Origin of the sequence: Luteibacter sp. (assembly GCF_051958795.1) — a bacterium.
In the GTDB taxonomy this organism is placed as follows: Bacteria; Pseudomonadota; Gammaproteobacteria; order Xanthomonadales; family Rhodanobacteraceae; genus Luteibacter.
Window position 1 is genome coordinate 1 of the sequence record NZ_JBQCFT010000204.1, and the last position, 26220, is coordinate 26220.

27 protein-coding genes and 1 tRNA gene are annotated in these 26220 nt (G+C 66.7%); 17 read left to right on the forward strand and 11 right to left on the reverse strand.

The genetic code is table 11. The features are described from left to right. On the forward strand, positions 1–1610 hold a 1610-nt coding region (locus ACTHLF_RS10325; RefSeq protein ID WP_440327169.1), incomplete at its 5' end, for a serine hydrolase. A 118-nt stretch (positions 1611–1728) separates the two neighbouring features. Here ACTHLF_RS10325 and ACTHLF_RS10330 read toward each other — a convergent pair. Then, on the reverse strand, positions 1729–4143 hold the full coding sequence (locus ACTHLF_RS10330; RefSeq protein ID WP_440327171.1) for a DUF3772 domain-containing protein: 2415 nt from the start codon (positions 4141–4143) through the stop codon (positions 1729–1731). 159 nt (positions 4144–4302) lie between these two features. On the opposite strand from ACTHLF_RS10330, the gene tpiA reads away from it, so the two are divergent. The 4 genes from tpiA to ACTHLF_RS10350 all read left to right on the forward strand — a co-directional run bounded on the left by tpiA (position 4303) and on the right by ACTHLF_RS10350 (position 7872). Next, the gene (tpiA, locus tag ACTHLF_RS10335; protein WP_440327172.1) at positions 4303–5061 is read left to right on the forward strand and encodes a triose-phosphate isomerase; all 759 of its coding nucleotides are present in this window, start codon (positions 4303–4305) and stop codon (positions 5059–5061) included. A gap of 25 nt (positions 5062–5086) precedes the next feature. Then, entirely contained in the window at positions 5087–5533 is a 447-nt protein-coding gene (gene secG / locus ACTHLF_RS10340; RefSeq protein WP_440327174.1) for a preprotein translocase subunit SecG, read from the forward strand. A gap of 29 nt (positions 5534–5562) precedes the next feature. Next, positions 5563–5647, forward strand: a tRNA-Leu gene (locus tag ACTHLF_RS10345). Between the two features lie 167 nt (positions 5648–5814). Further along, positions 5815–7872, forward strand: coding sequence for a putative bifunctional diguanylate cyclase/phosphodiesterase (locus ACTHLF_RS10350; RefSeq protein WP_440327175.1), 2058 nt, complete (start codon positions 5815–5817; stop codon positions 7870–7872). 11 nt (positions 7873–7883) lie between these two features. Here the strand turns inward: ACTHLF_RS10350 and ACTHLF_RS10355 are convergent, their stop codons facing one another. The 5 genes from ACTHLF_RS10355 to ACTHLF_RS10375 are packed head-to-tail and all read right to left on the reverse strand — an operon-like array spanning position 7884 to position 9976. Continuing rightward, on the reverse strand, positions 7884–8351 hold the full coding sequence (locus tag ACTHLF_RS10355) for a YaiI/YqxD family protein (protein WP_440327177.1): 468 nt from the start codon (positions 8349–8351) through the stop codon (positions 7884–7886). A 4-nt stretch (positions 8352–8355) separates the two neighbouring features. Next, positions 8356–8928, reverse strand: coding sequence for a DUF924 family protein (locus ACTHLF_RS10360; protein WP_440327178.1), 573 nt, complete (start codon positions 8926–8928; stop codon positions 8356–8358). Between the two features lie 7 nt (positions 8929–8935). Beyond that, on the reverse strand, positions 8936–9271 hold the full coding sequence (locus tag ACTHLF_RS10365) for a tRNA-binding protein (protein WP_440327180.1): 336 nt from the start codon (positions 9269–9271) through the stop codon (positions 8936–8938). Beyond that, entirely contained in the window at positions 9264–9653 is a 390-nt protein-coding gene (locus tag ACTHLF_RS10370) for a UBP-type zinc finger domain-containing protein (RefSeq protein WP_440327181.1), read from the reverse strand. The genes ACTHLF_RS10365 and ACTHLF_RS10370 overlap by 8 nt, the downstream gene beginning before the upstream one ends. 47 nt (positions 9654–9700) lie before the next feature. Further along, the gene (locus ACTHLF_RS10375) at positions 9701–9976 is read right to left on the reverse strand and encodes a hypothetical protein (protein WP_440327183.1); all 276 of its coding nucleotides are present in this window, start codon (positions 9974–9976) and stop codon (positions 9701–9703) included. 137 nt (positions 9977–10113) lie between these two features. Here ACTHLF_RS10375 and ACTHLF_RS10380 point away from each other — a divergent pair, with 137 nt between their 5' ends. The 5 genes from ACTHLF_RS10380 (at position 10114) to ACTHLF_RS10400 (ending at position 14541) form a co-directional block, all read left to right on the forward strand. Continuing rightward, complete coding sequence (locus tag ACTHLF_RS10380) at positions 10114–10473, forward strand: DUF1304 domain-containing protein (RefSeq protein WP_440327185.1); 360 nt, start codon at positions 10114–10116, stop codon at positions 10471–10473. 66 nt (positions 10474–10539) lie between these two features. Then, a complete protein-coding gene (locus ACTHLF_RS10385) occupies positions 10540–12249 on the forward strand; it encodes a patatin-like phospholipase family protein (RefSeq protein WP_440327186.1) in 1710 nt (569 codons plus the stop codon). Between the two features lie 68 nt (positions 12250–12317). Next, on the forward strand, positions 12318–12839 hold the full coding sequence (locus ACTHLF_RS10390) for a tetratricopeptide repeat protein (protein WP_440327187.1): 522 nt from the start codon (positions 12318–12320) through the stop codon (positions 12837–12839). A 172-nt stretch (positions 12840–13011) separates the two neighbouring features. Further along, the gene (locus tag ACTHLF_RS10395; RefSeq protein WP_440327189.1) at positions 13012–13386 is read left to right on the forward strand and encodes a hypothetical protein; all 375 of its coding nucleotides are present in this window, start codon (positions 13012–13014) and stop codon (positions 13384–13386) included. 93 nt (positions 13387–13479) lie between these two features. Next, on the forward strand, positions 13480–14541 hold the full coding sequence (locus ACTHLF_RS10400) for a lipoprotein N-acyltransferase Lnb domain-containing protein (RefSeq protein ID WP_440327191.1): 1062 nt from the start codon (positions 13480–13482) through the stop codon (positions 14539–14541). Here the strand turns inward: ACTHLF_RS10400 and ACTHLF_RS10405 are convergent. Beyond that, positions 14451–15515, reverse strand: coding sequence for a TraB/GumN family protein (locus tag ACTHLF_RS10405; RefSeq protein WP_440327192.1), 1065 nt, complete (start codon positions 15513–15515; stop codon positions 14451–14453). The two genes, ACTHLF_RS10400 and ACTHLF_RS10405, sit on opposite strands and share 91 nt — an antisense overlap. Before the next feature lie 31 nt (positions 15516–15546). Between ACTHLF_RS10405 and ACTHLF_RS10410 the strand changes: the two genes are divergently transcribed. The 4 genes from ACTHLF_RS10410 to ACTHLF_RS10425 all read left to right on the forward strand — a co-directional run bounded on the left by ACTHLF_RS10410 (position 15547) and on the right by ACTHLF_RS10425 (position 20072). Further along, on the forward strand, positions 15547–16326 hold the full coding sequence (locus tag ACTHLF_RS10410; protein WP_440327194.1) for an NADPH-dependent F420 reductase: 780 nt from the start codon (positions 15547–15549) through the stop codon (positions 16324–16326). Between the two features lie 153 nt (positions 16327–16479). Further along, the gene (locus ACTHLF_RS10415) at positions 16480–16725 is read left to right on the forward strand and encodes a hypothetical protein (RefSeq protein ID WP_440327195.1); all 246 of its coding nucleotides are present in this window, start codon (positions 16480–16482) and stop codon (positions 16723–16725) included. Positions 16726–16790: 65 nt separating this feature from the next. Continuing rightward, entirely contained in the window at positions 16791–17030 is a 240-nt protein-coding gene (locus ACTHLF_RS10420) for a hypothetical protein (RefSeq protein WP_440327197.1), read from the forward strand. Between the two features lie 195 nt (positions 17031–17225). Further along, entirely contained in the window at positions 17226–20072 is a 2847-nt protein-coding gene (locus ACTHLF_RS10425) for a TonB-dependent receptor (RefSeq protein WP_440327199.1), read from the forward strand. On the opposite strand, the gene ACTHLF_RS10430 is transcribed toward ACTHLF_RS10425, so the two are convergent. Next, a complete protein-coding gene (locus ACTHLF_RS10430) occupies positions 20062–20781 on the reverse strand; it encodes a Crp/Fnr family transcriptional regulator (protein WP_440327201.1) in 720 nt (239 codons plus the stop codon). The genes ACTHLF_RS10425 and ACTHLF_RS10430 overlap by 11 nt on opposite strands. A gap of 179 nt (positions 20782–20960) precedes the next feature. On the opposite strand from ACTHLF_RS10430, the gene ACTHLF_RS10435 reads away from it, so the two are divergent. Further along, a complete protein-coding gene (locus ACTHLF_RS10435; RefSeq protein ID WP_440327203.1) occupies positions 20961–21149 on the forward strand; it encodes a hypothetical protein in 189 nt (62 codons plus the stop codon). Here ACTHLF_RS10435 and ACTHLF_RS10440 read toward each other — a convergent pair. The 3 genes from ACTHLF_RS10440 to ACTHLF_RS10450 form a co-directional block, all read right to left on the reverse strand. Continuing rightward, the gene (locus ACTHLF_RS10440; protein ID WP_440327205.1) at positions 21146–21292 is read right to left on the reverse strand and encodes a hypothetical protein; all 147 of its coding nucleotides are present in this window, start codon (positions 21290–21292) and stop codon (positions 21146–21148) included. The two genes, ACTHLF_RS10435 and ACTHLF_RS10440, sit on opposite strands and share 4 nt — an antisense overlap. Positions 21293–21357: 65 nt before the next feature. After that, entirely contained in the window at positions 21358–23373 is a 2016-nt protein-coding gene (locus ACTHLF_RS10445; protein WP_440327207.1) for a PAS domain-containing protein, read from the reverse strand. Positions 23374–23380: 7 nt separating this feature from the next. After that, positions 23381–24745, reverse strand: coding sequence for an amidohydrolase family protein (locus ACTHLF_RS10450; protein WP_440327208.1), 1365 nt, complete (start codon positions 24743–24745; stop codon positions 23381–23383). Positions 24746–24898: 153 nt separating this feature from the next. Between ACTHLF_RS10450 and ACTHLF_RS10455 the strand changes: the two genes are divergently transcribed. Both ACTHLF_RS10455 and ACTHLF_RS10460 read left to right on the forward strand, forming a co-directional pair. Next, positions 24899–25024: a hypothetical protein gene (locus tag ACTHLF_RS10455; protein ID WP_440327210.1), complete on the forward strand. Its 126-nt coding sequence runs from the start codon at positions 24899–24901 to the stop codon at positions 25022–25024. 39 nt (positions 25025–25063) lie between these two features. After that, complete coding sequence (locus tag ACTHLF_RS10460) at positions 25064–26194, forward strand: acyltransferase family protein (RefSeq protein WP_440327212.1); 1131 nt, start codon at positions 25064–25066, stop codon at positions 26192–26194. Positions 26195–26220 lie beyond the last annotated feature (26 nt).

Below are 26220 nucleotides of genomic sequence, written 5' to 3' on the forward strand. Positions count from 1 at the left end.
TCCTCGCCTTCGGGGTCACGTCGTTCGCCTTCGCGCGCGCAGCCCAGGCGCAGGACACCCCGCCGGCCACCGCCACTGCTTCCAGCGAAGCACGCCCCGTGGCCCTCGCGGACTTCGACGCCTATGTCGACGCCACCCGCAAGCAGTTCGATGTGCCGGGCATTGCCGTGGCGATCGTGAAGGACGGCAAGATCGTGCTCGAGATGGGCTCGGGCGTGCGCAAGCTGGGCGAGCCGGCGAAGGTGGATGCGCACACGCGCTTCGCCATCGCCTCGAATACCAAGGCGTTCACCGCGGCCTCGCTGGCGATCCTCGCCGACCAGAAGAAGCTCGACATGAACGACCGCGTGGTCGACCGCCTGCCGTGGTTCCAGATGTCGGATCCGTACGTCACCCGCGAGATGCGCGTGCGCGACCTGCTGGCACACCGCAGCGGCCTGAGCCTCGGCGCGGGCGACCTGCTGTACTGGCCGGCGACCACGTACACGACGAAGGAAGTCGTCGAACGCCTGCGCTACGTGCCGATCACCAACAGCTTCCGCGCCGAGTACGCGTACGACAACATCCTGTTCGCCGTGGCCGGCCTGGTCATCGAGCAGGTGTCCGGCCACTCGTGGGCCGATTTTGTCCGCGATCGCATTTTCCAGCCGCTGGGCATGACCGAGTCGATCACCAGCGCGCCGGACCATATCAACCCGGGCGACGACACCGCGATCGGCCACGCCAAGTTCGACTTCAAGGACCTGAAGCCGGTTGAGCCGATGTCGTGGAACAACAACCCGTCGGCCGGCGGCATCTATTCGAGCGTGCATGACCTGTCGAAGTGGATGAACATGCAGCTCGCCGGCGGCCTGTACACCGATGCGAACGGCAATCAGCAGCGCCTGTTCTCCGCTGCGCGGCAGAAGGAAATGTGGTCGCTGCTCACGCCGATCCGCATCTCCGAGCCGAGCGTGCCGGAACTGAAGGCCGCGGTGCCCAACTTCTCCGGTTATGGCGAGGGCTGGTTCGTGTCCGATTACCGCGGGCACAAGCTGGTGTGGCACACCGGCGGCTGGCCGGGCATGGTCTCGCGCCTGACCCTGGTGCCTGACCTGAACCTCGGCGTGGTCGTGCTGACCAACCAGGAAAGCGGCGCAGCGTTCCAGGCGGTGACGATGCGAGCGCTCGATGCATACATGGATGCGCCGAAGACCGACTGGATCGCGGCGTATGCGGCTTCCGTGAAAAAGCAGGAAGGCAACGCCGACGACAGCATGAAGAAGCACGAGGCGGCGCGCATGAAGGGCGCGAAGCCCTCGCTGCCGCTGGATGGCTACGCCGGCACGTATCGCGACCCGTGGTACGGCGACGTCAAGGTGACGAAGCAGGGCGGCAAGCTGGTGATGAGCTTCACGAAGACCGCGCAGCTCACCGGCACGCTGGAGCCGTGGCAGCACGATACGTTCATCGCGCACTGGAACGACCGCTCGCTCAACGGCGATGCGTTCGTCAACTTCTCGCTCGATCCGGACGGCAAGGTGCGCGAAGTGCGCATGGAGCCGGTCTCGCCGCTGACCGACTTCAGCTTCGACTTCCAGGACCTGCGCCTGGCACCGGTCAAGGACTAATCGATGTAGGAGCCCACCCTGTGGGCGACGCCGTTCGCGCAAGAGCCACAGGACCTGTGGCGCCGCCGCGAAAGATGTCGCCCACAGGGTGGGCTCCTACAGCGCGGTGGATCGTGGCTCAGGCCTCCGGATCAGTCGAAGCCTTCGGCGCCCCAGCCCCCGTCGGCCCCACCAGGTCGCCCATGTTCCCGCCTGAGCGCAGCACCAGGTCCTGCGGCCGCAGCAGCGGGATGTCCGCGCCGCGCAGTCGCGCGATGATCTCGAACAGCAGGTCGCTCTTCACGCCACCCACGTCGCGCGGGCTGCCGACGTAACAGGTGATCGCGAAGGTCATCGCGGCGCGGTCGATGCTGTCCAGCGTGACCGACGGCGCGGGGGTTTCCGCCACGCCCTGGTGATGATGCATGGCGTCGAGGACGTGATCGCGCACCGCGACCGGATCGGAATCCAGCGGCATGGGCAGCTTGATCAGCACGCGCCCCTGCGGGTTCGCCATGGTCATGTTGCGCACGGGCTTCGTGATGAACGAAGAATTCGGCACGATGATCGTCGACCGGTCGGCCACCTGGATCTCGGTGGCGCGCACGTTGATCCGGCGGATATCGCCTTCGGCATCGTCGAGCACGACCCAGTCGCCGACCTTGACCGGCCGTTCGGCCAGCAGGATGAGGCCCGAAATGAAGTTCTGCACGATCGCCTGGAGGCCAAAGCCGATACCCACGGAGAGTGCCGAGGCGACCCAGGCGATGTTCTGCAGGGACAGGCCCAGCGAGAGCAGGGCGATCGACACGACAACCACGATGCCGACATAGCCGAGCAGCGTCGTCAGCGAGGTCCGCATGCCTGGGTCAAGGTTGGTCCGCGGAAGGTACTGCTCCGCCATCCAGCTCTTCACCACGCGTACGGCGAGCAGGCCCACGAAGAACACGCCGATGCCACCGAGGATCTGTCCCGGCTGCAGCGTAACGCCCGCGACCTTGAACTGCTGCAGCTTGCTCGCGAGATCGATGATGTCGGACGTGCCGGCACCGAAACCCGAGATCACGGCGGTCAGGCCGAACAGGAACAGCGCAAGCCGCGACACGCCGGACAGGAGCACGCCGGCCTGGTCGAGCAGTTTGGGGTGGGTTCCGAAGATCGCCTGCGCACGCGCGCTCATCGGGCCCTTCTCGGAGAGCAGGGTCTCGAAAAGATCATCCACCAGCCGCATGGCGAGGTAAGTGGCCGAGATAACGATCAGCGTCCACACCACCTGGCCCGCCACGAAGGACGCGAAGGCGATGAAGCCGGTGAGCAGGGCGATCCAGGAGGCGACGATCGCCACCCATGCCGCTGCGATGAACAGGCTGGCCCAGATGGGCCGCGGCGGCTCGGTGCTGCCTTCTTCCACCACGTGGTGCGTCCGGCTGAGCCGGATGAGCGCCAGGGCGGTCAACACCGTCAGCACCAGCGCCTGCAGGCTGCTGGTGAGCACCTCGGCGGCGAGGCTGGTACCGATGACGCGGTTGAGGACGCGAAGGAAATAAAACACCACGACCGCGAACGAAAACAGCATCGGGAAGCGACGCAGGCTCAGCGCGGTCTCATCGGAAATGGCGGGTAGACGCCACGACGGGCGCTTCGCGGAAATCAGCGCGCGCCCGAGGCCGGCGACGAATGCGCCGAAGAACACCAGGCGCACGATCGCCCTGGCGACTTCGTTGGTCTCGTCGCTGAACGTGTCGCGCCAGTTGAGGCCCACATAGAACAGCTGCGTGCCGATACCCGTCGTCAGTGCCGACGTGAGGGTGATACCGACGATCAGGGCCGAGCGGCGCAGGCGGCCCGGTGGCATGCGGTTGGCCGTGAGGCTGCGTACGCGTGATTCGATCCAGAAGCGCAGCCCCGTCATCATCAGCAGGCCCAGCACCACGCAGCTCACCAGCGCGGTGCGGTTCCCGTTGCTCCAGCTGTTCGCGATATCCGCCTGCGCCTGGCTGACGAAGTCCCGCACGTTGGCGGCATCGCGCGGGAACGCCTTGGCGGGCTCCGACCAGAACGGACGCGACAGGGGGGAATAGCTCTGCCGCGAGATGCGTTCCTGGAAGCGGGTACGCCGCAGATCGGAGAGGGCGTTGGCGGTCTGGCTGGCCTCGAGGGCCATGGCGTCGGCCTGCTTGATCTGGCCGTCCACCGCATCGAACGCCTTCTGCGCATCACGGCGGGCCTGGACCACCTCGGGCGGCTCCTTGTTGCCGCCGGTCGGCACGGGGCCGAGCTGGTCGAGCCGCGCCTTGGCGGCGTCGCGGTTCGGCTGCAGGGAGCTCGACAGCTTCTGCGACTGGCTGTTGATGTCGCTGACCTGGCCGCGGAGATCGTCGATCTGGCCATCGGTGATGTCGGCGGCCTTCATGGCCTTTTCGGCGGCATCCAGGCGCCCGCGCAGGTCGTCCAGCTGCTGGGCCGGGGTGGGCGCTGCGTCCGTGTCCTGGGCGGCGGCGAGCCCCGGGCCGATGAGGAGCAGGGCGATGAAGAGAATTCTCAAAATACGCATGGGGCAATGATAGGCCGGATCCGACAAGCTCAAATGCCCGAAGCATGCGTTACCCTCGGTGAACGCCGCATGCGGCGGCCCGATGCGGCAATGCAGCTTTGCCAGCTACGGCCCCGCCGCTATCCTGCCGCCCCTTTGCCACCGCCTGGAAGCCAAGCCATGCGCAAGAAGCTGGTCGCCGGAAACTGGAAGATGCATGGCTCGCGGGCCATGGCCGACAAGCTCGTCCGCGATATCGTGGAAGACCTGCCGGATGGCACCGATGTGCTGGTGTTTCCCCCCGATGTGTTCCTTAACGAGCTGACCGACCGCTACGGCGACCGGGGCCTGGGTTTCGGTGGGCAGAACCTGTCCGAACACCACGTCCAGGGGGCTTTCACCGGGGAAATCTCGGGCGCCATGCTGCACGATGTAGGCGCCACGTGGGTGCTGGTGGGCCATTCGGAGCGCCGCCAGTACCAGCACGAATCCGATGCCCTGCTGGCCAAGAAGTTCGAGGCCGCGCGGCAGGCGGGGCTCACCCCGATCCTCTGCGTGGGCGAAACGAAGGAAGAACACGAGGCGGGGCAGGCCGAGGCGGTCATCGCCCGCCAGCTGGGCGCCGTGCTCGAGCACAACGGCATCGAGCCGTTCCGCGAAGCCGTCATTGCCTATGAGCCGGTCTGGGCGATCGGAACGGGCCTGACGGCCACGCCGGACAAGGCGCAAAAAATTCATGCGTTCATCCGTAGCCAATTGGCAAAAAAGGATGCTAATATCTCGCTCCTGACCCGGGTGCTTTACGGCGGAAGCGTCAAGCCGGCCAATGCGGCCGAACTTTTCGCCCAGCCGGATGTAGACGGGGGACTGATCGGAGGCGCGGCTTTAGTGGCTTCCGATTTCCTGGATATATGCAAATGCGCCGCGGCGCGTCGATAATTCGCGACACGGCAAACAAGAAGACATGTTCATTCTCTTCAGCGTTTTCTATATCCTGATCGCCGCAGCGATGATCGTGCTGATTCTTATGCAGCGCGGTGCAGGTGCGGAGGCAGGTTCTGGTTTCGGTGGCGGTGCTTCCGCAACCGTGTTTGGTGCGCGCGGCTCGTCGAGCTTCATGACCCGTGCCACCGCAGTGCTCGCCGCACTGTTCTTCGTGTTGAGCCTTGGCATGGGTATCTACCTTGGCCATACGGGTAACCCCCAGCCCACCGCGGATCTCGGCGTGATGTCTGGCGCCACGGCACCGGCGGCTCCGGCAAACAACGCGGCGGCTCCGGCTACCGACGTGCCCAAGGCCCCCGCGGCCAACGGCGATGTCCCGGCGGCCACGGCCCCGGCGGCGAACAACGATGTTCCGGCCCCGCAGCAGGCAGCCAACCCGGCACCCGCTTCGACGGCCAAGAAGTAACAGAGCAACACCCCAGTTTTAAAAGTTATGCCCAGGTGGCGGAATTGGTAGACGCACTACCTTGAGGTGGTAGCGGCTTAGGTCGTGGGGGTTCGAGTCCCCCCTTGGGCACCAACAGAGATCCGGACAACCTCAGCCGGATCGCAAAGAAACCCGCGAAAGCGGGTTTTTTTGTGCTCGAAAGAAACCGACGGCAAATTCGGCAAAGTGCTCAAGATTTCGTCATAACTACCGAAATTGTTATCTATGGCCCACGTACGGGCAGAGTGTGGAAGGCAGTGATGCTCGTCAGCAGCTACAGCAATGTCCTCGTCGTGTTCTCGTTCGTGGTGGCCATCCTGGCCTCGTACACGGCGCTGAACATGGCTGGCCGCGTGGCCGGCACGCGGGGGCGGGCGTCGCTGCTCTGGCTGGCGGGCGGTTCGTTCGCCATGGGCCTGGGCATCTGGGCGATGCACTTCGTAGGCATGCTGGCTTTCAGCCTGCCGATCACCCTTGGTTACGACATCGACCTGACCGCCTTGTCGCTGGTCATTGCCGTGGCCTCGTCGGCGTTCGCCCTCTGGCTGGTGTGCCAGAGCGAGTTGCCGAAGCGCCGCCTGGCGGTGGGCGCGTTGCTCATGGGTGCCGGTATCTCTGCGATGCATTACACCGGCATGGCCGCGATGCGGATGATGCCGGGCGTGGTCTACGACCCGCTGCTCTTTTCCCTTTCCGTCCTGTTCGCCGTGCTCGCTTCCGGCGCGGCGCTGTGGATCGCTTTCCGCTTGCGTCGTGATACCGGCCGGGTATGGGTTGCGCGTTTCGGCGCCTCCCTGGTCATGGGTTGCGCCATCGTCGGCATGCATTACACCGGCATGGCGGCCGCGAGCTTCCCCGAGGGCAGTTGGTGCGGTGCGGCCGTGGCGGGTGGCATCGATGTGAAGTACCTCGCCGTCGTGGTCATCGTCGTGACCCTGTCCGTATTCGCCAGTGCGCTCGCCGTGGCCATGCTGGATGCGCGCGCGAACATGCTGGCCAGCTCGCTCGACCGCGCCAACAGCGAACTGCTGCAACTGGCCATGCATGACAACCTGACCCGCCTGCCGAACCGCGTGTTGCTGGAAGACCGCCTCGACCAGGCGATCCACAATGCGTCGAGGAGCGGCCGCCGCTTTGCCGTGCTGTTCCTCGACCTGGATGGGTTCAAGGCGGTCAACGACGTCTACGGCCACCATGTCGGCGACGAGCTGCTGCGTGATGTGTCACGGCGCATCCTCGCCTGCAAGCGCGAGGAAGAAACGGTTGCGCGCCTTGGTGGCGACGAATTCGTCGTCGTCTTCGACATCAGCGGCCCCGAGGATGCGGCCATGCTGGCCGAGGAACTCGTCGATCTGCTCAGCGAGCCGTACCTGATCAACGGCGTGACGGCGCACGTTTCCGCCAGTGTCGGCATTGCGCTGTATCCGGAAAACGGCCGTTCGCGTCACGAGCTGATGATCAACGCCGATGCCGCCATGTACCACGCGAAGGAGCAGGGCCGCCGTGGCTTCCGCTTCTTCGAGACCGTGATGAACGTCAATGTGCACCAGCAGTTGAAGCTCCAGCAGGACCTTCGGCGTGCGCTGGATCGTGGCGAGTTCACCCTGCATTACCAGCCGAAGCTGGTCTCGCCGAGTGGTCCCATGGTGGGCGTTGAAGCGCTGCTGCGCTGGAACAAGCCGGGCGAAGGCCTGGTGCCGCCGGACCAGTTCCTGCCGGTGGCCGAGCGCACCGGCCTCATCGTGCCCATCGGTAACTGGGTGATCGACGAAGCGTGCCGGCAGATGCGTGTGTGGCGCGATGCCGGGCACGCTGAGTGGACAGTAGCGGTGAACGTCTCCACGGCCCAGCTCAACCATGTGGGGCTGGTCGATACGCTGCGCGACGCATTGGCGCGCCACGGGATCGATGCCCGCCACCTCACCGTGGAAGTCACCGAATCCACCGCCATGCGCGATGCCGAAACCAGCCTCGCCATCCTCAACCAGGTGGCCGCGCTCGGCGTCGGCATCTCGATCGATGACTTCGGCACGGGCTATTCCAGCCTGCTGTACCTGAAGCAGCTGCCCGCGGATGAGCTGAAGATCGACCGCGGCTTCGTGACCGAACTGGCCCAGGGCAATGACGACGAAGCGATCGTCGCGGCGATCATCGCGCTGGGCAAGACGCTCGGGCTCAAGATCGTCGCCGAGGGCGTGGAGACCGTGGAGCAGCAGGAACTGCTGACCCGGCTCGGCTGCAACGCCCTGCAGGGCTTCCTGCTGGGCAGCCCGGTTTCCGCGGCCGAACTGCCGCGGACGATTCCCGCCACCGCCTGAGCCGTGCCGACCTAGCGGCTCGCCTGGCTGCGCCGGCGCGCCAGCCATTTATCGAGCTCGTTGGCGAAGTTCTGCCGGTCGCGCGGGTGCATCGCCGCGGGGCCACCGGTATCGACGCCTGCGCCGCGCAACTCTTCCATGAAGTTACGCATGGAGAGCCGCGCCGCGATCGTGTCGCGGGTGAACAGCTCCCCACGAGGATGCAAGGCCAGTGCGCCTTTCTCGATGGCGAACGACGCCAGCGGGATGTCCTGCGTGACGACCAGGTCGCCCGGTTGCACGCGGCGGACGATCTCGTCATCCGCCACGTCGAAGCCGCCGGGGACCTGGATCGAGCGGATGAACTTCGAAGCGGGCGTGCGGATCCACTGGTTCGCCACGAGCGTGACCTCGACCTGCTCGCGCTCGGCCGCACGGAACAGGATGTCCTTGATGACGTTCGGACAGGCGTCGGCGTCGACCCAGATATTCAAAGCCATGCCCTCATCCTGCGAAGCCGCCCTCGTCGAGGAACGCCTGCTCGTCAGCCGTCGTCTCGCGGCCCAGGGCATGGTTGCGGTGCGGGAACCGGCCAAAACGGCGGATGACGTCGCGGTGGATGATCGCGAACTTGAGGTACGGGTCGCCGAGTGGCTCGTTGCGTTCCACGGCGAGGTCCTGGTCGGCCAGCGTTTCCGCGTGCGAGAAGGGCAGGTAGCAGAACACGCGCATGTCGCCTTCGATCTGCTGATCGAACCCGCGCGCCAGCATCTGCCGGGCGACGTGGTGACCCAGCGCATCGGTGGCGAACATGTGCGCGCAATCGCGGAAGGCGTTGCGCGGGAGCTGGTCGAGCAGGATCACCAGCGCGAGCGAACCTTCCGCCGTCTCCATCCAGTGATCGAGCCGGCGGCGCGAAGCGGCCATGTGCGCAGGCAGGAAGCGCCGGCGGAACTCGCGGTCGAAGGCGTCATCCTTCTCGAACCAGCGCGCCGGGCCGGCATCGCGCCAGAAGGCCACGACACTGGCAGGGGTTTCGTCGACAGGGAGGTTTTCAAACGGATCGGAAACAGACATCGGTATCTCAGGCCAGCCGCGTGCCATTGGGCACGTTACGTTCCGTGGTCGCGATGACCACGCCTTCATCGGTATGGAAGCCGGTGAGCAGGAATTGCGAGCGCATGGGGCCGATCTGCTTCTCGGGAAAATTGATCACGCCAATGACCTGCCGGCCGACGAGTTCATCCGGCTGGTAGATCCCCGCGACCTGCGCGCTCGTCTTGCGTTCGCCGTGCGGGCCGAAGTCCACCCAGATGCGGTAGGCGGGCCGCTTCGCCTCGGGGAAGGTCTCGGCGCGGGTGACCGTGCCAGCCACCATCACCACCCGGGTGAAGTCATCCCACTCGATAAGCTCAGTCATTGCGTTCGTTCTGTTCCTGCTCGTTGCGGCGCATGAGGATCATCTGCCAGTTGCGCGGCACGGTACCCGCGGGGCCGGGGACCGGCTGGTCGCGCGGGTGGTGCTGGGGATCGGCAAGGCGCGGCGCGCCGCGCACCTCGTCGTCCGTGCGGTAATCGTAGAACCAGTCCTCGCCGGGCTCGAAGGTCTGGATGATCTCGTGGCCGGTTTCCTCGAAGTGCTTCCGCGCATGGCGGTTGAGCGAATCGTCGCAGCAGCCGATGTGGCCGCATTTCGCGCAGCGGCGCAGGTGGAACCACCAGTCGCCTGCCGCCATGCATTCGACGCAGCCGGTCCCGCTGGGTGGCACGCTTGGATCGATGAAGTCGGACAGGTGGCTCATGCGGCAGGCTCCGGGACGTAGATCCCGATCCTACCCGAGCAGGGCGCTCAGAACAGCTTGCCGGCGCGACGCAGGGCAATCAGCTGCATACGATCGACCGAATGTGCAAGGCTGCGCAGCGCGACGTGCAGGGCATCGGTATCGGGCGTGCCCTCCTGCAACAGGGTCTCGATGCGTTCGGCGGCATCGGCGACGGGCAGGTGCTCGTGCAGCGCGGCATGGCGGGCCACGTGGCCCGCGCGGAAGTGCGCTTCATCGTAGTCGTGGTGCAGCAAGGCCTGGAGCAGCCCGAGGGCCTCCAGCGATATCTCCTGGGCTGCCATGACATTGCGCATCCCGCTATCTGACCCGTCCCGCCCGCGCGGCGCAATCGAACGATCGGCCTACGTAAACCCACGGCCCTTCACATCCGGCCGTCCATCGCTATGCTGCGCGGATCGCCACCGAACGAAGGACCGCCATGAGCCTGCTCGCCACCGTGTTGACCGCCATCGTCATCCTGATCCATGTCTATATCGTGGTGCTCGAAATGCTGCTCTGGCGCTCGCGCGGGCCGCGTGTCTTCGGGATCACGCCGGCGTTCGCCAATGAAAGTGCAGCCCTGGCGTCGAACCAGGGCCTGTACAACGGGTTCCTGGTCGTCGCGCTGGTGCTCGGCCTGGCCCTGCGCGAGCCGTTTGCGACCGCGTTCGTGTTCTACGGACTGGGCTGCGTGGTGGTCGCCGGGCTGTGGGGCGCGCTCACCGCCAGCCGCAGGATCCTCTATGTGCAGGCCTTGCCGGCGGCGCTGGCCTTGGCCGCGCAGTGGATGGCGCGGTAAGGTCGCCGCGTTCCACGAGACGCGCCGAGGGGGCGGCGCGATCCTGCGACCCCACGGGATCCATCGATGGCTGATAACGAGTTACCCCTGGCGCGGCCCCGGGAGACCCCTGCCTGCCGGCCGGGGACGTTCGAGCTGGGGCTGGCGCTTGCCGGTGCCGTATCGGGCGGCGCGTACGCCGCTGGCGTGCTCGATTTCCTCTACGAAGCGCTCGACCACTGGTACGAGGCGAAGGCACGCGGGCTGCCGGTGCCCCGGCACGACGTACTTCTGCGGGTCATCTCCGGTGCCTCCGCGGGCAGCATCAACGGGGTGCTGTCCGGCATCGCGCTGCCGTACCGCTTTCCCCATGTGCACGCTGGGCCTGCACCGGAAGGCGTGACGGGCAACCCCTTCTACGATGCCTGGGTGAAGCGGATCGATGTGCGCGAACTGCTGGGCAAGGCCGACCTGGCCGATCCGAGCCAGCCGATTGCGTCCCTGCTCGACTCGACCTGCCTGGACACGATCGCGGCGGACATGCTGGACCACACGGGCGCGCCCGCAGTACGCCCGTACGTCGCCAATCCGCTGAAGTGCGTCTTCACCGTGACGAACCTGCGCGGGGTGCCGTACATGGTGCAGTTCAAGGGCAACCCGGAAATCCCGGGCCACGGCATGATGGCCCACGCCGACTGGCTGCGCTTCGCCGTGGATACGGGGCAGGGCGATCGCGCGGGCGAGTGGATGTTTCCCGACGAGCGGCTGGTGACCGGCCCCAGCCACGCGCGTACGCCCCCGTGGCGCGCCTTCATGCAGGCCGCCCTGGCTTCGTCGGCGTTCCCCGCGGGGCTGCGCTTTCGCCAGGTGAGCCGGCCGTGGACCGACTACGACCAGCGTGTGGTGGTGGTCCCGGGCAGGGACGGGATGGCCACGCCGGTGCCGTTGCCGCCGGCCTGGGCCGATGGTGACGGCGAGGACGGTGAATACCGGTTCGTCGCGGTGGATGGCGGGGCCATGGACAACGAGCCGTTCGAGCTGGCGCGTACCGAACTGGCAGGCACGCTGGGCCGCAACCCGCGCGACGGTGACAAGGTCAACCGCATCGTGATCATGCTCGACCCGTTCCCGGAAGCCGAGGCACCCGGCCCGGTGGAAGCCGATGCGACCAATTTGATCGAATCGATGGCGTCGCTGTTCGGTGCCTGGAAGCAGCAGGCGCGCTTCAAGCCTGAGGAAGTGGCGCTGGCGCTCGACGCGCCGGTGTACAGCCGCTTCATGATCGCGCCGAGCCGTCCCGCGCTCGAACCGGGCCCGCGCTGGATCGGTGGCCGCGCGCTGGCCGCCGGCGCGCTGGGTGGCTTCTCCGGGTTCCTCTCGGAGGCGTATCGCCACCACGATTTCCTGCTCGGCCGGCGCAACTGCCAGCGCTTCCTCGAAGAGCGCCTGCTGGTGCCCGCCGCCAACCCGATCTTCGCCAGCTGGGTCGACGACCCGGCCATGGCGGGGTATCTCCGCGAGGTCGATGGCGAACGCTTCGCGCCGGTCATCCCGCTGGTCGGTGGCTGCGGCTCGCTGCGCGAGCCCGTGCCGGCGTGGCCGCGGGGGGCGTTTGACGTGGAGACGATCATGCCGCTGGCGGAAGGCCGCATGCAGGCGCTGTACGTCGCCGCGACCGCCGGGTTGCGCGCGCGGCTGGCGACCTGGCTGGCCTGGCGTTTCTACCTGCGCCGCAAGCTCCTCGACCTGGTCTCAAGCCGTTTACGCAATGCCCTGAAGGCCTTCGACCTTTTGTGAGAATTGACGGATGGGCAGCTGCACGGGCAATGTCGGGTGGACGAACCTGCACCAGAGGAGTGCGTCCGATGCAGCGTGTAACTTCCGGTTGGTCCGTGGGCATGGCGGTAGCGCTGCTCGCGGGCTGCGCCAGCCACGGGACTCTCCCGCCGCGGCGGCCCACCCTCGATGTGGCGAAAAGCACGCAGGAAGCGAACCAGGCTTATGCCGCCGGCGACATGCGCCACGCGGCGGAGCTCTACGCGACGATCGTGGATGCCCAGCCTGACGACGCCGACGCCTGGTTTCGCCTGGGCAACGCCCGGTTCCGCCTGCAGCAGCCGGACGAGGCGGTGGTCGCCTACGGGCGCGCCATCCAGCTCCGGCCCGGCTACCCACAGGCCGAGTACAACCTTGGCGTCGTGCGGCTCAAGCAGGCCCAGGCGGCGATGATCGCCAGTGCGCAGGCAGGCAAGCCGGGCGATACCCTCCGGCGGGACAGCGCGCGGATCGCGCAGCGCCTCGCCCGCGTGGCCGACGATGTCGGCACCCGGGGGAAAGGCGAGGGCGGGGCCCCGCCTTTTATTGTCGAGCCAGACGATCGCCCGTAGGTTTTTATGTGACGCCACGACGTATGGATCGAGATAAAAGTGCGCGCCTTCGCATACGTGAAAGTACGCACGTACAAATGCTCCAAATCGGCCTGTTGGACTATGGCCCGCATGCAAATTCGGTAGTAGTTTCTGCTCCGGGGAGTCCGAAACTGCTGACGTGAGCTTCGCTATGGCCACTACTTCAGTCGCACCACGTGCCATCGTTTTCGAGGACCATGGCGGACTGGCGTCCGCGCTGACCGACCTGCTCGAGGCGCGCCTCGGTTACGACGTCGCGGAATGTGCCGGCTGCATCGAAGAAGCCTTGCGCGTGGCCCATGTCGCCCGCTGTGACGTGGCGGTGGTGGACCTGGACCTGCGTGGCATCATGGCGTACCCGGCGCTCGATGAACTGAAGCGCCGCGGCATCCCCTATGTCATCGCCACCGGTGCCATGCCGCTGGATATACCGGGAAAGTACCGCGCACCGATGGTGCGCAAGCCCTACAGTGCGCAGGAGCTCGAGAGGGCGATCCGCGAGGCGAGCATGGGCGGCAACGCCTGAGCTGCCTGGAAACGTTGCAAGCGCGTCCCGCTCCGTCCACGCTAGGCGGATGAGCGACCACCACGACCGTTTTACCCGATGAGGAAGCGCCGGATGCTCGCGCGCAGCGTGGCTGGCGCAGTCGCCGGCCTGTTGCTGTTCGCGTCGGGCGCGTGGGGTGCCCTCGCGTTGCGCTACCAGCTGCCGGGCACGCCCGGCGTCCGCCTGGCTGGCGCTGTCGCATGGTCGGCGATCTACCTGGCCCTGCTGGTTGCGTTTCTCGGCTGGCGTGTGTGGTGGGCGCCGCTGTGCCTCGTCGCCCTGCTGGGGGTGCTGGTCGCGTGGTGGATGACGATCCCGCCGCGCAACGACCGGCTCTGGTCGGATGACGTCGCCCGCCTGCTTTCGGGCGAGGTGCACGGCGACCGGGTCACCTTGCACAACGTCCGCAACTTCACGTGGCGCGCCGAGGACGACTACGACAGCCGCTGGGAGACCCGTGAGTACGACCTGACGCAACTCGTCTCCGCCGATGCGGTGCTGTCGTACTGGTCCGGCGAGGCGATTGCCCACGCCATGCTCTCGTTCGGCTTTCAGGATGGCCGGCACATCGTCTTCTCGATGGAGATCCGCCGCGAAAAGGGTGAAGCGTTCTCCGAGGTCGGCGGGTTCTTCAAGCAGTTCGAGCTGGTGCTGATCGCGGCGGACGAGCGGGACATCATCCGGGTCCGCACCAACGTGCGCGGCGAGGACGACTACCTGTTCCCGCTGCGGATGCCGCCGGAAGCGATGCGCTCGCTGTTCCTGTCCTACGTGGAGGCGGCGAACCGGCTGGCCGACAAGCCGCGCTTCTACAACACCATCACCTCGAACTGCACGACCATCGTCTACCGCATGGCACGGCGCATCGACGATGGCTTGCCGATGGATATCCGCCTGCTGCTGACGGGCTACCTGCCCGAATACCTCATGGATAACGGCGCCCTCGACAACCGCATGACGGTGGATGAGTGGCGCCGGCTGGGCCGGGTCACGGACCGCGCGTGGGCGAGCGGTCCGGACGATGATTTTTCAGCGGTGATCCGTCAGGGCGTCCCGCCGGCGGTCTTGTCCGCGGCGTCGCCCTCATCCGGTGAGGTGACGGTGAAGCCCTTCGCCGCGAGCGCCGACAGGTAACCGTTCGGGCCGATCAGGTCATCCAGCGGCACGATGGCGACGGTCTGCGCATTGGCGGCCACTTCCGTGTCCACTGCGGCCAGCCAGCGCGTACGCACCTGCGCGGGTACATCGGTCAGCCCGATGCGCTGGGCGAGGCCGCTTTCCGTGGCGGCGTCGAGGCAGGTCGAGATCTGCTTCGCACGGCGTTCATCGCGTAGCGCATCGACGTCGCCGGTGGCCCACGCGTTGGCGCGTTCGCGCATGGCGGCGAGCTGGGCTTCGATGTTGTCGACGCTCTGGGTGAAGCAGCTGAGGTCGTCCAGCGTCGAGCGCTTGAATTCCTTCACCACCGCGCGGGGATCATCGACGAGCAGGGTGTATTCCACGGGCACCTGCTTCACGTTGTGCCGCTTCGCCATGTCCACCACCGCATCGGTGATGTAGCCGGACTTGCGCAGGCCGGACTTCTTCACGGCCTGCTTATAGAGCTCGATCGCGGCGAAGATCGGCCGGTAGCGCTCCACCTTGCGTTCGTCACCGATGTAACGCGCCTTGACGGCAAGCCAGCGTGCGTAGACGTCCGGCGGTACGGTCTCCTCGAGCGTCTTGCCATCGGGCGAGTTGCGCACGCCGATCAGCGAGGGCAGCAGGGCCAGTTTGCCGAAGAAGCCGACGTTGGGCTTCACCTCGGTGTGCGGTGGCAGGATGAGCGCGCCGGCGTGCGCCACCGCGTCGTCGACGTCGTCGGTCTTCCAGGTGATGTTGCCCGGGATGGGCGACAGCGTGCCGAGGATCAGCAGGACATGGTCGCCTCGCGTGGCCCGCCACAGGCCCGGGCCCGGTTGTACGCCACTGACAGTCACCGCCTCGAGCGTGGGCACGCTGGTCGCGGGTGCGGGTAGTGGCGGGGGCGTCTGGGCCGTCGCGGCGCTGGCGCCTACGGCCAGGGTGAGGGCGAGGACCAGCAGGGGGAGGCGGGGACGTCGGGTCATGCGCGGAGTCTAGCGGAGGCCGTTGCAGGGGATGGCGACAGGCTCACCCGGCGCTCGCCTTGTATTCACGTCACCGGCGGATGATCGAAAGTTTCCACGGTGGACGAGGGCACGCATGAAGATCGGGATCATCGGCGCAGGGCAGATCGGCAGCACGCTGGCGCGGCGCTTCCGCGAACTCGACCACGACGTGAAGATCGCGAACTCACGCGGGCCGCAGACCCTCACGGAGCTGGAGAACCAGACCGGCGCGGTCGCCGTCGCGGCCAGCGAAGCGGTCGTCGATGTTGACCTGGTGATCGTGACCATCCCCGAATCGCGCGTTCCGGACCTCCCGGCCAACCTGTTCGGGAACGTTGCCGGTGATGTCGTCGTGGTCGACACCGGCAATTATTATCCGCGCCAGCGCGACGGCCGCATCGCGTCGATCGAGGAGGGGATGCCCGAGAGCCAGTGGGTGGCGCAGCAACTGGGGCGGCCGGTGATCAAGGCGTTCAACAACATCTACGCGGAGCACCTCGGCGCCATGGGCAAGCCAGCCACCGAGCGCGACCGCATCGCCCTGCCGGTGGCCGGTGACGACGACAACGCCAAGGCCGTCGTGCTGAAGCTGGTGGACCAGCTCGGCTTCGACGGTGTCGATGCCGGTCCGCTTGCCGACTCATGGCGGCAACAGCCCGGCACCCCGGTGTACACCGCCGACCGTGACCTGGAAGGCGTGCGCCAGGGCTTGCTCGATGCGGGCCGGGAACGCACCGAGGCGTGGCGGGCGACGGCGCAGAGCCCGGGTACGTACGATGCGCCGCGCTGACGCGCACCCGGGTGTAGGTGCCGTGAAGGTTTCGCCAAGCGATCTTCCGTTGTGGCCGGGTCGCCGGAGGACTAAGCTGCGCCGTCCGACCGTAAGAACCCAACCCCATGGGACCGGCGGCAAAGCATGTGCGCTGGAGCAATCGCGTTCCCCATGGCCCTGGTGATTTACGACATCCCGTTCCACCCTGACCTGGCGGGCCTCTGGCATGTCCAGCTCAACGGCGTGCCCTCGGAAAATTTTGAAACGCGCGTGGCGGCCATCGCCTACGCGGTGCAGCAATCCAAGCTGCTGGGTACCCAGGGACAGGTCCAGGTACTGGTTTCCGTGGAGGGCGCCGATGGCGTCTGGCGGGAGTTCGAGTCCAATGCCAAGCGACCGGTGCAGAGCCTGCAGTAGCGGCTGCACATTGCGTTGATGCGCGATGCATACGATGGGGTGGATCGAGGAGGATTCACCCGACCATGGCACATCGCAAGATTGGATATTTCGACGTCGAAGGCTCGTGCTACGTGGCCAAGCCAGGCCGCTGGCGCGGCAAATACGTGATCAGCGAAGACGGCGACGAGCTGAAGGAAAAGCTGTGCGTCACCCTGCACGACAATGAGGAAGACGCCTGCGCCGAGGGCCTGCGCCTGGGCATCACGGCGGCCCGCGAGCTGATGAAGGAACGCGAGGGTTTCGACCCCGGCGAAGACGAGTAGGCGGCGCCGGTACGCTGCATAGGTCGTGCCAGAAAACGCCGCGCAACGCGGCGTAAGCTATTCCGAATGGCCGATGGTACGCGCGGTTTACACGGCGTAGGTTTTCATTGCGGCCCCGTGAATGTTGCGTTTTTCGCATATTCCCCCGCCGCGAAAGTCCCAGCCCCACTCCCCTAAAGGCTCCGGAGACTCACAATGAAAACGCACGCACACATGGCGCTTCGGCGCCACGGCCTCGCTTTGTCCATCACCACCGCACTGGCTTGCACGTGCGGCTCCGCTTACGCGCAGAACGCGCCCCCACTGCCACCTCCACCCGCCCCGGCGCAGCAGGGCGACCAGAAGGGCACGACCGAACTGGCCGCGATCACCGTGACGGGTTCGGCACTGCCACGCATCGATGTCGAGACGCCATCGCCGGTGACCACGATCACCGCCGACCAGATCCAGAAGAGCGGCCTCACGACGGTCTCGGATGTCATCCGCGCGGTTTCCGCCGATAACAGCGGCTCGATCCCGCCGGCGTTCACCGGCGGCTTTGCGGCGGGTTCCTCGGGCGTGGCGCTTCGCGGCCTGACCGTGAACTCCACCCTCGTCCTGATCAACGGCCGCCGCGCCGCGAACTACCCACTGGCTGACGACGGCCAGCGTTCCTTCGTCGACCTCAACACGATCCCCTCGAACGCCATCGACCGGATCGAAGTGCTGAAGGATGGCGCGTCGTCCCTGTACGGCGCGGACGCGATCGCGGGCGTCGTCAATATCATCCTCAAGCCGAGTTTCAAGGGCGCCGAGTTCAGCGGCGAGGTCGGTACGTCGCAGAAGGGCGGCGGCACCACCCGGCGTGGCACCGTGCTGTTCGGCGGCGGCGACCTGCGCAAGGACGGCTGGAACGCCTATTTCAGCGCCGAGTACCAGAAGGACGACCGGATCAAGGTGGGCGACCGCGGCTACCCGTACAACACCAACGACACGCGGCGCAGCGGCGGCAACAACCTGATCGGCGGCCAGCCCTCGCAGAACTCCGGTTCGCTGTACGGCACGGTGACCCCGGGCACGCTCGGCACGCCGGGCGACGTGACCTCGGGCGTCGCCGACCCGGGCGCGGTCTCGCAGCCACTCGTGCCCTGCGGCGCCGGCAGCACGCTGATCACCGACGACCCAAACAACCCAGGGAGCTACTGCGCCTATAACCGCACCCGGTACTTCGATATCGCACCGGAGATGGAACGCGCGGGCGTGTATGGCCGCTTCACGCTTAAGCTCAACGACACCACGCAGGCGTACATCGATACCAGCTACTACCAGGTCAAGACGAACTTCCGTGGCCCACCGCCGCAGATCCAGGCGAGCACGCCGAACAACACCAACTCGATCGCGCTGCCGGCGACCTTGCCGGATGGCTCGCTCAACCCGAACAACCCGTTCGCGGCGGATGGCAAGGCCGCGCTGATCAACTACACGTTCCCGGGCGTGACGGGCGGTGGCCAGAACAAGAACCACAACCTGCGCATCACCGGCGGCGTCACTGGTTCGTGGGGTGACTGGAGTTACGACACCGCGCTGGTGTTCAACCATTCATCGCTCGATACCGATACGTACGGTCTGCTCAACTACAACTCGCTGATCGCGGCGATCACCAACGGCACGTACAACTTCCTGGATCCGTCGCAGAATTCGCGCGCGTTCCTGGATGCGCTGGCGCCCGCGCTGCATAAGACCTCCACGAGCGACCTGCAGTCGTTCGATTTCCGGGTCAGCCGGCCGCTGCTCGATTTGCCGGGCGGCTCGCTGGGCCTTGCCACGGGTATCGACGTCCGCCACGAGGAGCAGAACGATCCTGACCTGAATCCCGACCTCGCTGCGCAGGGTCTGGGCATCGCGCATACCAAGGGCAACCGCACGGTGACCGGCGCGTACGTGGAACTGGATGCGCCGTTCCTGGAATCGCTGGAGGTCGACGTGTCCGGTCGTTATGACCATTACTCGGACTTCGGCAAGAGCTTCTCGCCGAAGATCGGCATCAAGTGGAAGCCGATCCAGCAACTGGCGGTGCGCGGCACGTTCTCGAAAGGATTCCGCGCGCCCAGCTTCGCCGAGAACGGGTCGAGCGAAGCGGAAGGGTTCGCTACGTACACGCCGCCGGAGGAGTTCCAGAACCTGCACAACAACAGCGGTTACGTGCAGCCTTACCCGCTGGCGTTCCTGACCGCGGCCAACCCGAAGGTGAAGCCGGAGCGCTCGAAGAGCTGGACCTTCGGCCTCGTGTTCCAGCCCACCGACGATATCAGCGCGTCGCTCGATTACTACCGGATCAAGAAGACCGGTGTGATCGGCCAGCAGAGCCCGTCGGCCGTGCTTGCCGCGTATTACGCCGGCCAGCCGTTGCCGACGGCGTCCAGCATCGTTCAGGACGTACCCGACCCGGCGGCGCCGGATGCGCTGCCGCGACCAATCGTCGTGGTCGCGCCGTACGTCAACCAGAACTCACTGGAGACGAAGGGTATCGATCTCGACCTGAAGGGCGGTTTCAATTTCGCCGAGAACGTCCGCTTCACCAGCGAGATCAACCTGACGAAGATCATCAGCTGGGTGCTGACGCTCCAGGATGGTTCGAAGCTGCAGTTCGTCGGCACGCATGGTCCGTACGGACTTTCGTCCGGCGCAGGCACGCCGCGGTACCGCGGCTCGTGGGCGAACAGCGTGCAGTGGGGCAAGCTCACGCTTACCGGGACGATCTACTACACCAGCAGCATAAAGCTCACCGCGCCGGATGTCGCGCCGGGGTGCCAGTCGACGAACACACTGACCGGCGCGGATTTCCCGTCCTCCTGCCGCAGTTCGTCGTACACGCAGGTCGACTTCACCGGCAATTACGACGTGACCGAGAAGGTATCGATCACGGGCTCCATCATGAACGCGTTCGACCGCAAGGCGCCGTTCGATCCGTTGAACTATGCGGGGCTCAACTACAACCCGACCTATGCGCAGGCGGGCGTAGTGGGCCGGTTCTTCACCGTCGGCGTGAAGGTCAAGCTGTAAGGCCGTGCCCGGCCAGGGCGGCGGCGTCGGTGATCCCGACGCCGTCGTTCCTGACTGTCAGGCTGCCATCGGCGCGCAGGCGGGCCAGCATGCGCGTCACCGTGGCCGCGCTCATCCCCAGGTGCGAGCCGATGTCGTCGCGTGACATCGGCAGGGGTATGAAGGTGGTATCGGGTTCCACCTGGCGGCGCCGCGCAAGCAGGTCCGCCAGGAAGGACGCGACGCGGGCGAGGGCAGGGGCATCGCCACCCCGCAGGGCCAGGCGGCGCTCTTGCCGACGCAAGCCACGCAGGTGGCTCGCGATGGCGTCGTCGTGCTCGCACAAGGCGTCTGTAGCCGCGCGCGGGAAGCGGCAGAACCACGTCTTGCCCACCGCGACGACCGAGGCCGTATGCTGGCCCTGGCGTGCGATATCCAGCGCGAAAAGCTCACCCGGCATGTGGAACGCGAGCACGCGGCCACCGGCCACGGTCATGGCCAGGCCGGAGAGCACGGCATAGGCGGCCAGGTGGGGCGCATCGGGTTGCACGAGGCGGTCGCCGTCCGAGAAGGGGCCTACGCGCTCGACGATGTCGCGCATGGCCAGCAGTTCCGCGGCGCCACCCCGGGTGGCCTGGCAGCTGTGCGCATGCCGGCACGCGTCATTGCAGCAGGCGGCGCCACGACGCAGGGCGGGCGGTGGCATGGCGACATCGGGGGCGTAATGCACGGCTGGACCTCCCGCGCGCAGCAAGCGCGCAAGGCCTATTTTAGGGCTGGTGACGCCATGGGCCGGAGGCGGTCAGTCGCGTGCGCCCAAATGCCGCAGGGGGTGGCGCTATTGACGCGCCGGGGGCTTTCCGCTAACAAGGGCGACGGGGGAATACCAGAAAGGGGGCCGTCAAGGCCATGGCAAGTCGTTCGTCGCTGTCCGAGCCACTCGATAACACCCAAGTGAACGCGCTACCCGATGGCTGCATGCCGGGTCATGTCGCGCCGTTCGTCATGCGCTATGGGGTCGATTTCCTTGTCGCCATGCAGCGCGCCGCCGCTGCCCAGGCATCCATGCGCGCCAACGAAGAAGCCGAACCGGCCTAACGCCCCGAGGGCTGGCTCGACGGCGCCCGGCCATCATCGGGCACGTCGCCATTTGGCCCGCCCTTGCGGATCGCACCGACCACGAAAATCGCCAGCATGGCGATGATCAACGCGATCAAGGCGTAGTAGCGGGTGCGCTTCATGGGTTCTCCGGGCTTCATGCTTCGCAGTCTCCGCGCGCCGGGGTCAAGGAAATGGAATGCGTGCGTTACGCGGGCGTGCCGTCGAGCAGGTCGGCTACGGCATCCACCCACGCGTGTACCGAAAACGGCTTGCTGAGGATGGCGCAGCCTTCCGGCAGCACCGGGCTGTCCGAAAACGCTTCCCACGCGTAGCCCGTGATGAAGAGCACGGGGAGGCCCGGCTGCCGTTCGCGCGCCGCCTGCGCCAGGCGCCGCCCGTCCATGCCGGGCAGGCCGACATCGGTCACGAGCACGTCCGGCGCGTCTTCGGCGGCCAGCAACAGCAGCGCGGCGTTGGCTTCCGCGCAATCGCTCACCGTGTAGCCCGCTTCCTCGAGCACCTCGCGGGTCAGCGAGCGCAGCATGTCTTCGTCTTCGACCAGCAGCACATGCTCGCCGCCGCCACGCCGCGCGGGGCTCTCGATGTGCGAATGCTTCGCCGCCGGCGCACCGACATGCCGCGGCAACCACAGGCTCACCGTGGTACCCCTGCCGGGCGCGGAGGTGATGACGGCGCGGCCACCGGTTTGCCGGGCGAAGCCATCGACCATGGAGAGGCCAAGGCCGGTGCCCTGGCCGATGGCCTTGGTGGTGAAGAACGGATCGAACGCCTTCTCGACAACGGCCGCCGACATGCCCGTGCCGGTATCGGTGACGTCGACCACCACGTAATCAGACGGCCCCTTGCCGATATCCGCGCCCACCGCGTTGCGCGTCGCGATCGTCAGCGTGCCGCCGTGCGGCATGGCATCGCGGCCGTTGATCGCGAGGTTGAGGATGGCGCTTTCCAGCTGGCTCGCATCGGAGAGCGTGCGCCACAAGGCATCGGCCATGTCCACCTGCAGGCTCACCTGTTCGCCAAGCAACGGGCGCAACAACAGGTCGAGACCATGCACGATCGCGTTCGCATCCACGTCGGAAAGCGAGAGCGCCTGCTGGCGCGAATACGCAAGCAGGCGGTGGGTCAGGCCGGCCGCCCGCTGGACCGCGCCGCGGGCCGCATCGAGCAGGCGTTTCGAACCGTCGACGCGGCCCTGGTCGAGGCGTTCGGTCACGACCTCGATGGCGCCACCGATGCCGCCGAGGATGTTGTTGAAATCGTGTGCGATGCCACCGGTGAGGCGGCCCAGCGCTTCGAGTTTCTGCGCGTGCCGTAGCTGGTCATCCATGTTGCGCCGGCGTTGCGTGTCGCGCCCCATCCCGTAGATGACGTCGCCATCCGGCACGCCGGTCCAGGCGAACCAGCGGTAACCGCCATCCTTGCCGCGCAGGCGCAGTTCCAGGTCTTCGACGACATCGCCTTCGACCATCTGGCTGACTGCGTCACGTGCGCGGTCCAGGTCGTCGGGGTGGATGAGTTCCTCGAAGCCCAGGCCGACCAGTTCATCGGGTGCGTAGCCGAGTTCCGTGCGCCAGGCGGGGTTGAGGTCGCGGTAGTGGCCATCGCGGGTCATCACCACGTAGAGATCGCGGGCGATCGCCCAGACCTGGTCGCGCTCGCGCGTGCGCTGGTCGATCTCCACTTCCAGCGACGCATTCAGCTCGCGCAACACCTGCGTGGTCCGGACCGCGCGGGTGGTCTCGTTCGTGATGCTGTACATCCCGAAGATGTCGCCGCGCTCATCGCGCAGCGGGGCATACGAGAACGTCCACCAGGTTTCCTCGTCAAACCCCTGCCTTGTCATGTGCAGGGGCAGGTCGGTGTGCAGGGTGCCTTCGCCGGCCAGGGCGCGTTCGACGGTCGCGGCAACATCGTCCCAGACCTCCGGCCAGAGTTCGCGGAAGGTCTTGCCGATGGCGCCCGACGCGCGGCGGCCGAGCATGCTCCGGTACGGGTCGTTGAAGAAGAACTGCTGGCCGGGTTCGACCGACAGGAACATGGGCCGCGGTGTATCGAACATCGTGGCAAGCATCGCCTTGAGCGCGGGCCGCCAGCCTTCCACGGGGCCGAGCGGCGTGGTCGCCCAGTCGAACGCGCGGATCTCCGCGGCCGTGGGCGAATCGACCGGCAGGAACGCGAAGGTGTCGGCGGGCGGGGTCATCGGCGGCTCAGGGCGTGAAGGTCGTCACGGGGCCGGCCACCTGCGCGCCGCGTTGCCACACGGCCTGGATGTGGGTGGTCGCTTCGATATCCTTCGTGGGGTCGCCATCGAGCACGATGAAATCGGCACGCTTGCCGTTGGCAATGACGCCGCGGTCATCGAGGCCGAGCAGCTCGGCGGCACGTTGCGTGGCCACGTTGATCGCCTGCACGGGCGTGAGTCCGGCATCCACCATCAGTGCCAGCTCGCGATGCTCGGCGAAGCCCGGGATGCGCAACGGCGTCGCGCCGGCGTCGGTGCCGAAGCCGGTTTTCACGCCGGCATCGTAGAGCCGCTTGAGATTCTGCTCGTTGGTTTTCAGTGCCGCTTCGTTGACCGGCGTGGCGCCATCCTTGTCCACTTTCTCGCGCCATGCGTTGTCCGCGAACTGCGTGGCAAGGGCGGGCTGGACCGCGTGGGCGAAGAAGGGCTTGTCCATCCAGGCGGGATGGCGTGCATAGATATACGCCGACTCGTTGAGGTCCAGCGTGGCGATGTACCAGGTGCCGTGCTGTTTCATGGCGTCGATGAAACCCTGGTCGACCGGCTTGTCACGCACGCCATGGGCGAGGATGTCCACGCCATCGTCCACCAGCTGGCGCGCATCCGCCAGGTAGTAGATGTGCGCGGCGACGCGCAGGTGCTTCGCGTGGGCCTCGGCAATGACCGCGCGCCAGATCTCGGGTTTCATTTTCACCGGCAGGCTGCCGTTGAAATCGTCGACCCAGATCTTGATCAGGTCCGTGCCGCGCGCGGCGGCAGCATCGACGGCCGCGCGCGCTTCATCCGGCGTGGCCGGGCGATCGAGCTGGTTCGAGCCCGACGTCCTGGCCTTGGCCGGCGGCGCACCGTCGGGCACGCCGATGCCATGGTCCGCACCGTACAGGTCGGCACCCTCGGCCTTGCCCGCATGCAGGTCGGCCCTGAGCGGGTAGAACACCGCGGGGTCGTTCAGGCCCAGCGAGGTGACCGTGGTCACGCCGTACGCGCGCCACTGGCGAAGCTGGCGCACCGCGTTCTCGCGCGTGTAGAGCGATGGCGCGCCACCTTGCGTGCCATCGACCTGGCCGATGTGGCCGTGGTCGGAGACCAGGCCGGGCATGATCGTCTTGCCGGTGTAGTCGACCACGCGGGTGCCATCGGGCATCTTCACCCGCACGCCGGGCCCGACCAGCGAGAAATGGTCGCCGTCGATCACCAGGGTCATGTCGTCTCGGGGCGGCGCACCGGTGCCATCGATCACCCGGGCCCCGCGGATCACGGTGGCGGCGTGGGCGCCCGTCGCGGCGGCGAGCAGGGCGGCGGCAAGCAGGAGCGGGCGCGGCTGTTTCATGGGACGTCCTTCTGGCAGTGGGAGCCCGTCACAGATAATGCACGATGTGCGACGGGCGTGTCGTTGCGAATGCGTTACTGGCGCAATACTCACGCGCACTCCACGCCACGGACCCGACGCTGGCCCCACCCCAAGGTGCGGAGGCAAACGCAGATGGAAGAACAGAAGACGCCGGTCGCTGAAAAGCAGAAGGGTGGCATCGGTTACGTATTGTTGTGGATCCTTGGCGTGCCGATCCCGGTTCTGATCCTGATTTTCCTGGTGCGTGGCTGCACCTGAGGACGCTGAGCTGGCGGCTTCCCGGACGGAAGCCGCCCCGTGTCCCAACGCACCCTACCGCGCAGCCCAGGCATCGACCTGCTGCGCGGCATAAGCATCCTGCTGGTCGTCGTGCACCACCTCGGGCTGCGCCTTCCGCTGCACAAGACCGACGCGGCCCAGTGGCTTCCGGTCTTCCTGCTGAAGGGGTTCATCTATAACGGCTACGAGGCCGTCTTCCTGTTCTTCATGATCTCCGGGTTCCTGATCACCCGGCACGTCGTTGAACGCGACGCTTCACTGGCCGCGATCGACTGGCGCGCGTTTTATCTGCGTCGCGTGGCGCGCATCGTGCCCTGCCTGCTTGCGCTCCTGGCCGTGCTCCTGGCCTGCCATGTGGCCGGCGTGCCGAACTACGTCTTCGACAAGCCTGGCCAGTCGCCGGCTGGCGCGACGCTGTCCGCGCTCACCTTCACCCTGAACGTGTACGAGGGACGCAACGGTTGGTTGCCAGGCGGCTGGGACGTGCTCTGGTCGCTATCGGTGGAAGAAGTGTTCTACCTCGCGTTCCCGCTGGTCTGCCTCACCCTGGGCCGCACGCGCTGGCTGGTGCCTGCGCTGGTGGTGCTGGCCCTCTCGGTACCGTTCACCCGCGCGGCCATCACCGATAACGAAATCTGGAGCGAGAAGGCCTACCTGCCAGGCATGGGGGCGATCGCCGCCGGCGTCCTGGCGGCGCTGGCCCGGACACGCTGGGGCGTCCCGCCCGTGCACGTGCGCCGCATGCTCGCCGTCATCGGCGGTGTCGCGCTGGTGGCGATCATGTTTTCCGGCGGCTGGGTCTGGCAGCTGATCCACGAGCCATACCTGCTCGTGCTGATCGTGGCCGCAGCGTGCCTCGTCCTTGCCTCGCCAGAGGGCGGCAAGGGCATGCGTGGCACGGGCTGGCTGCAGGCCATGGGGCGCGCGAGTTACGAGATCTACCTCACGCACATGTTCGTGGTGTTCGCGCTCGTCGGCGTGGCGCGCATGAGCGGCACGGACAAGGCATGGGGCTGGATCTGGTACGCGCCCGCCTTGTTGCTCGCATGGGCTTTGGGCCACGCGGTCGCGCGGTACTTCTCCGAACCGGCCAACCGCTGGCTGAGGCGGCGCGTGCTTAAACCCGCGCCTGCACCGGTCGTGGCGTGATGCGAAAGGGGCGGGGCCAGTCGGCC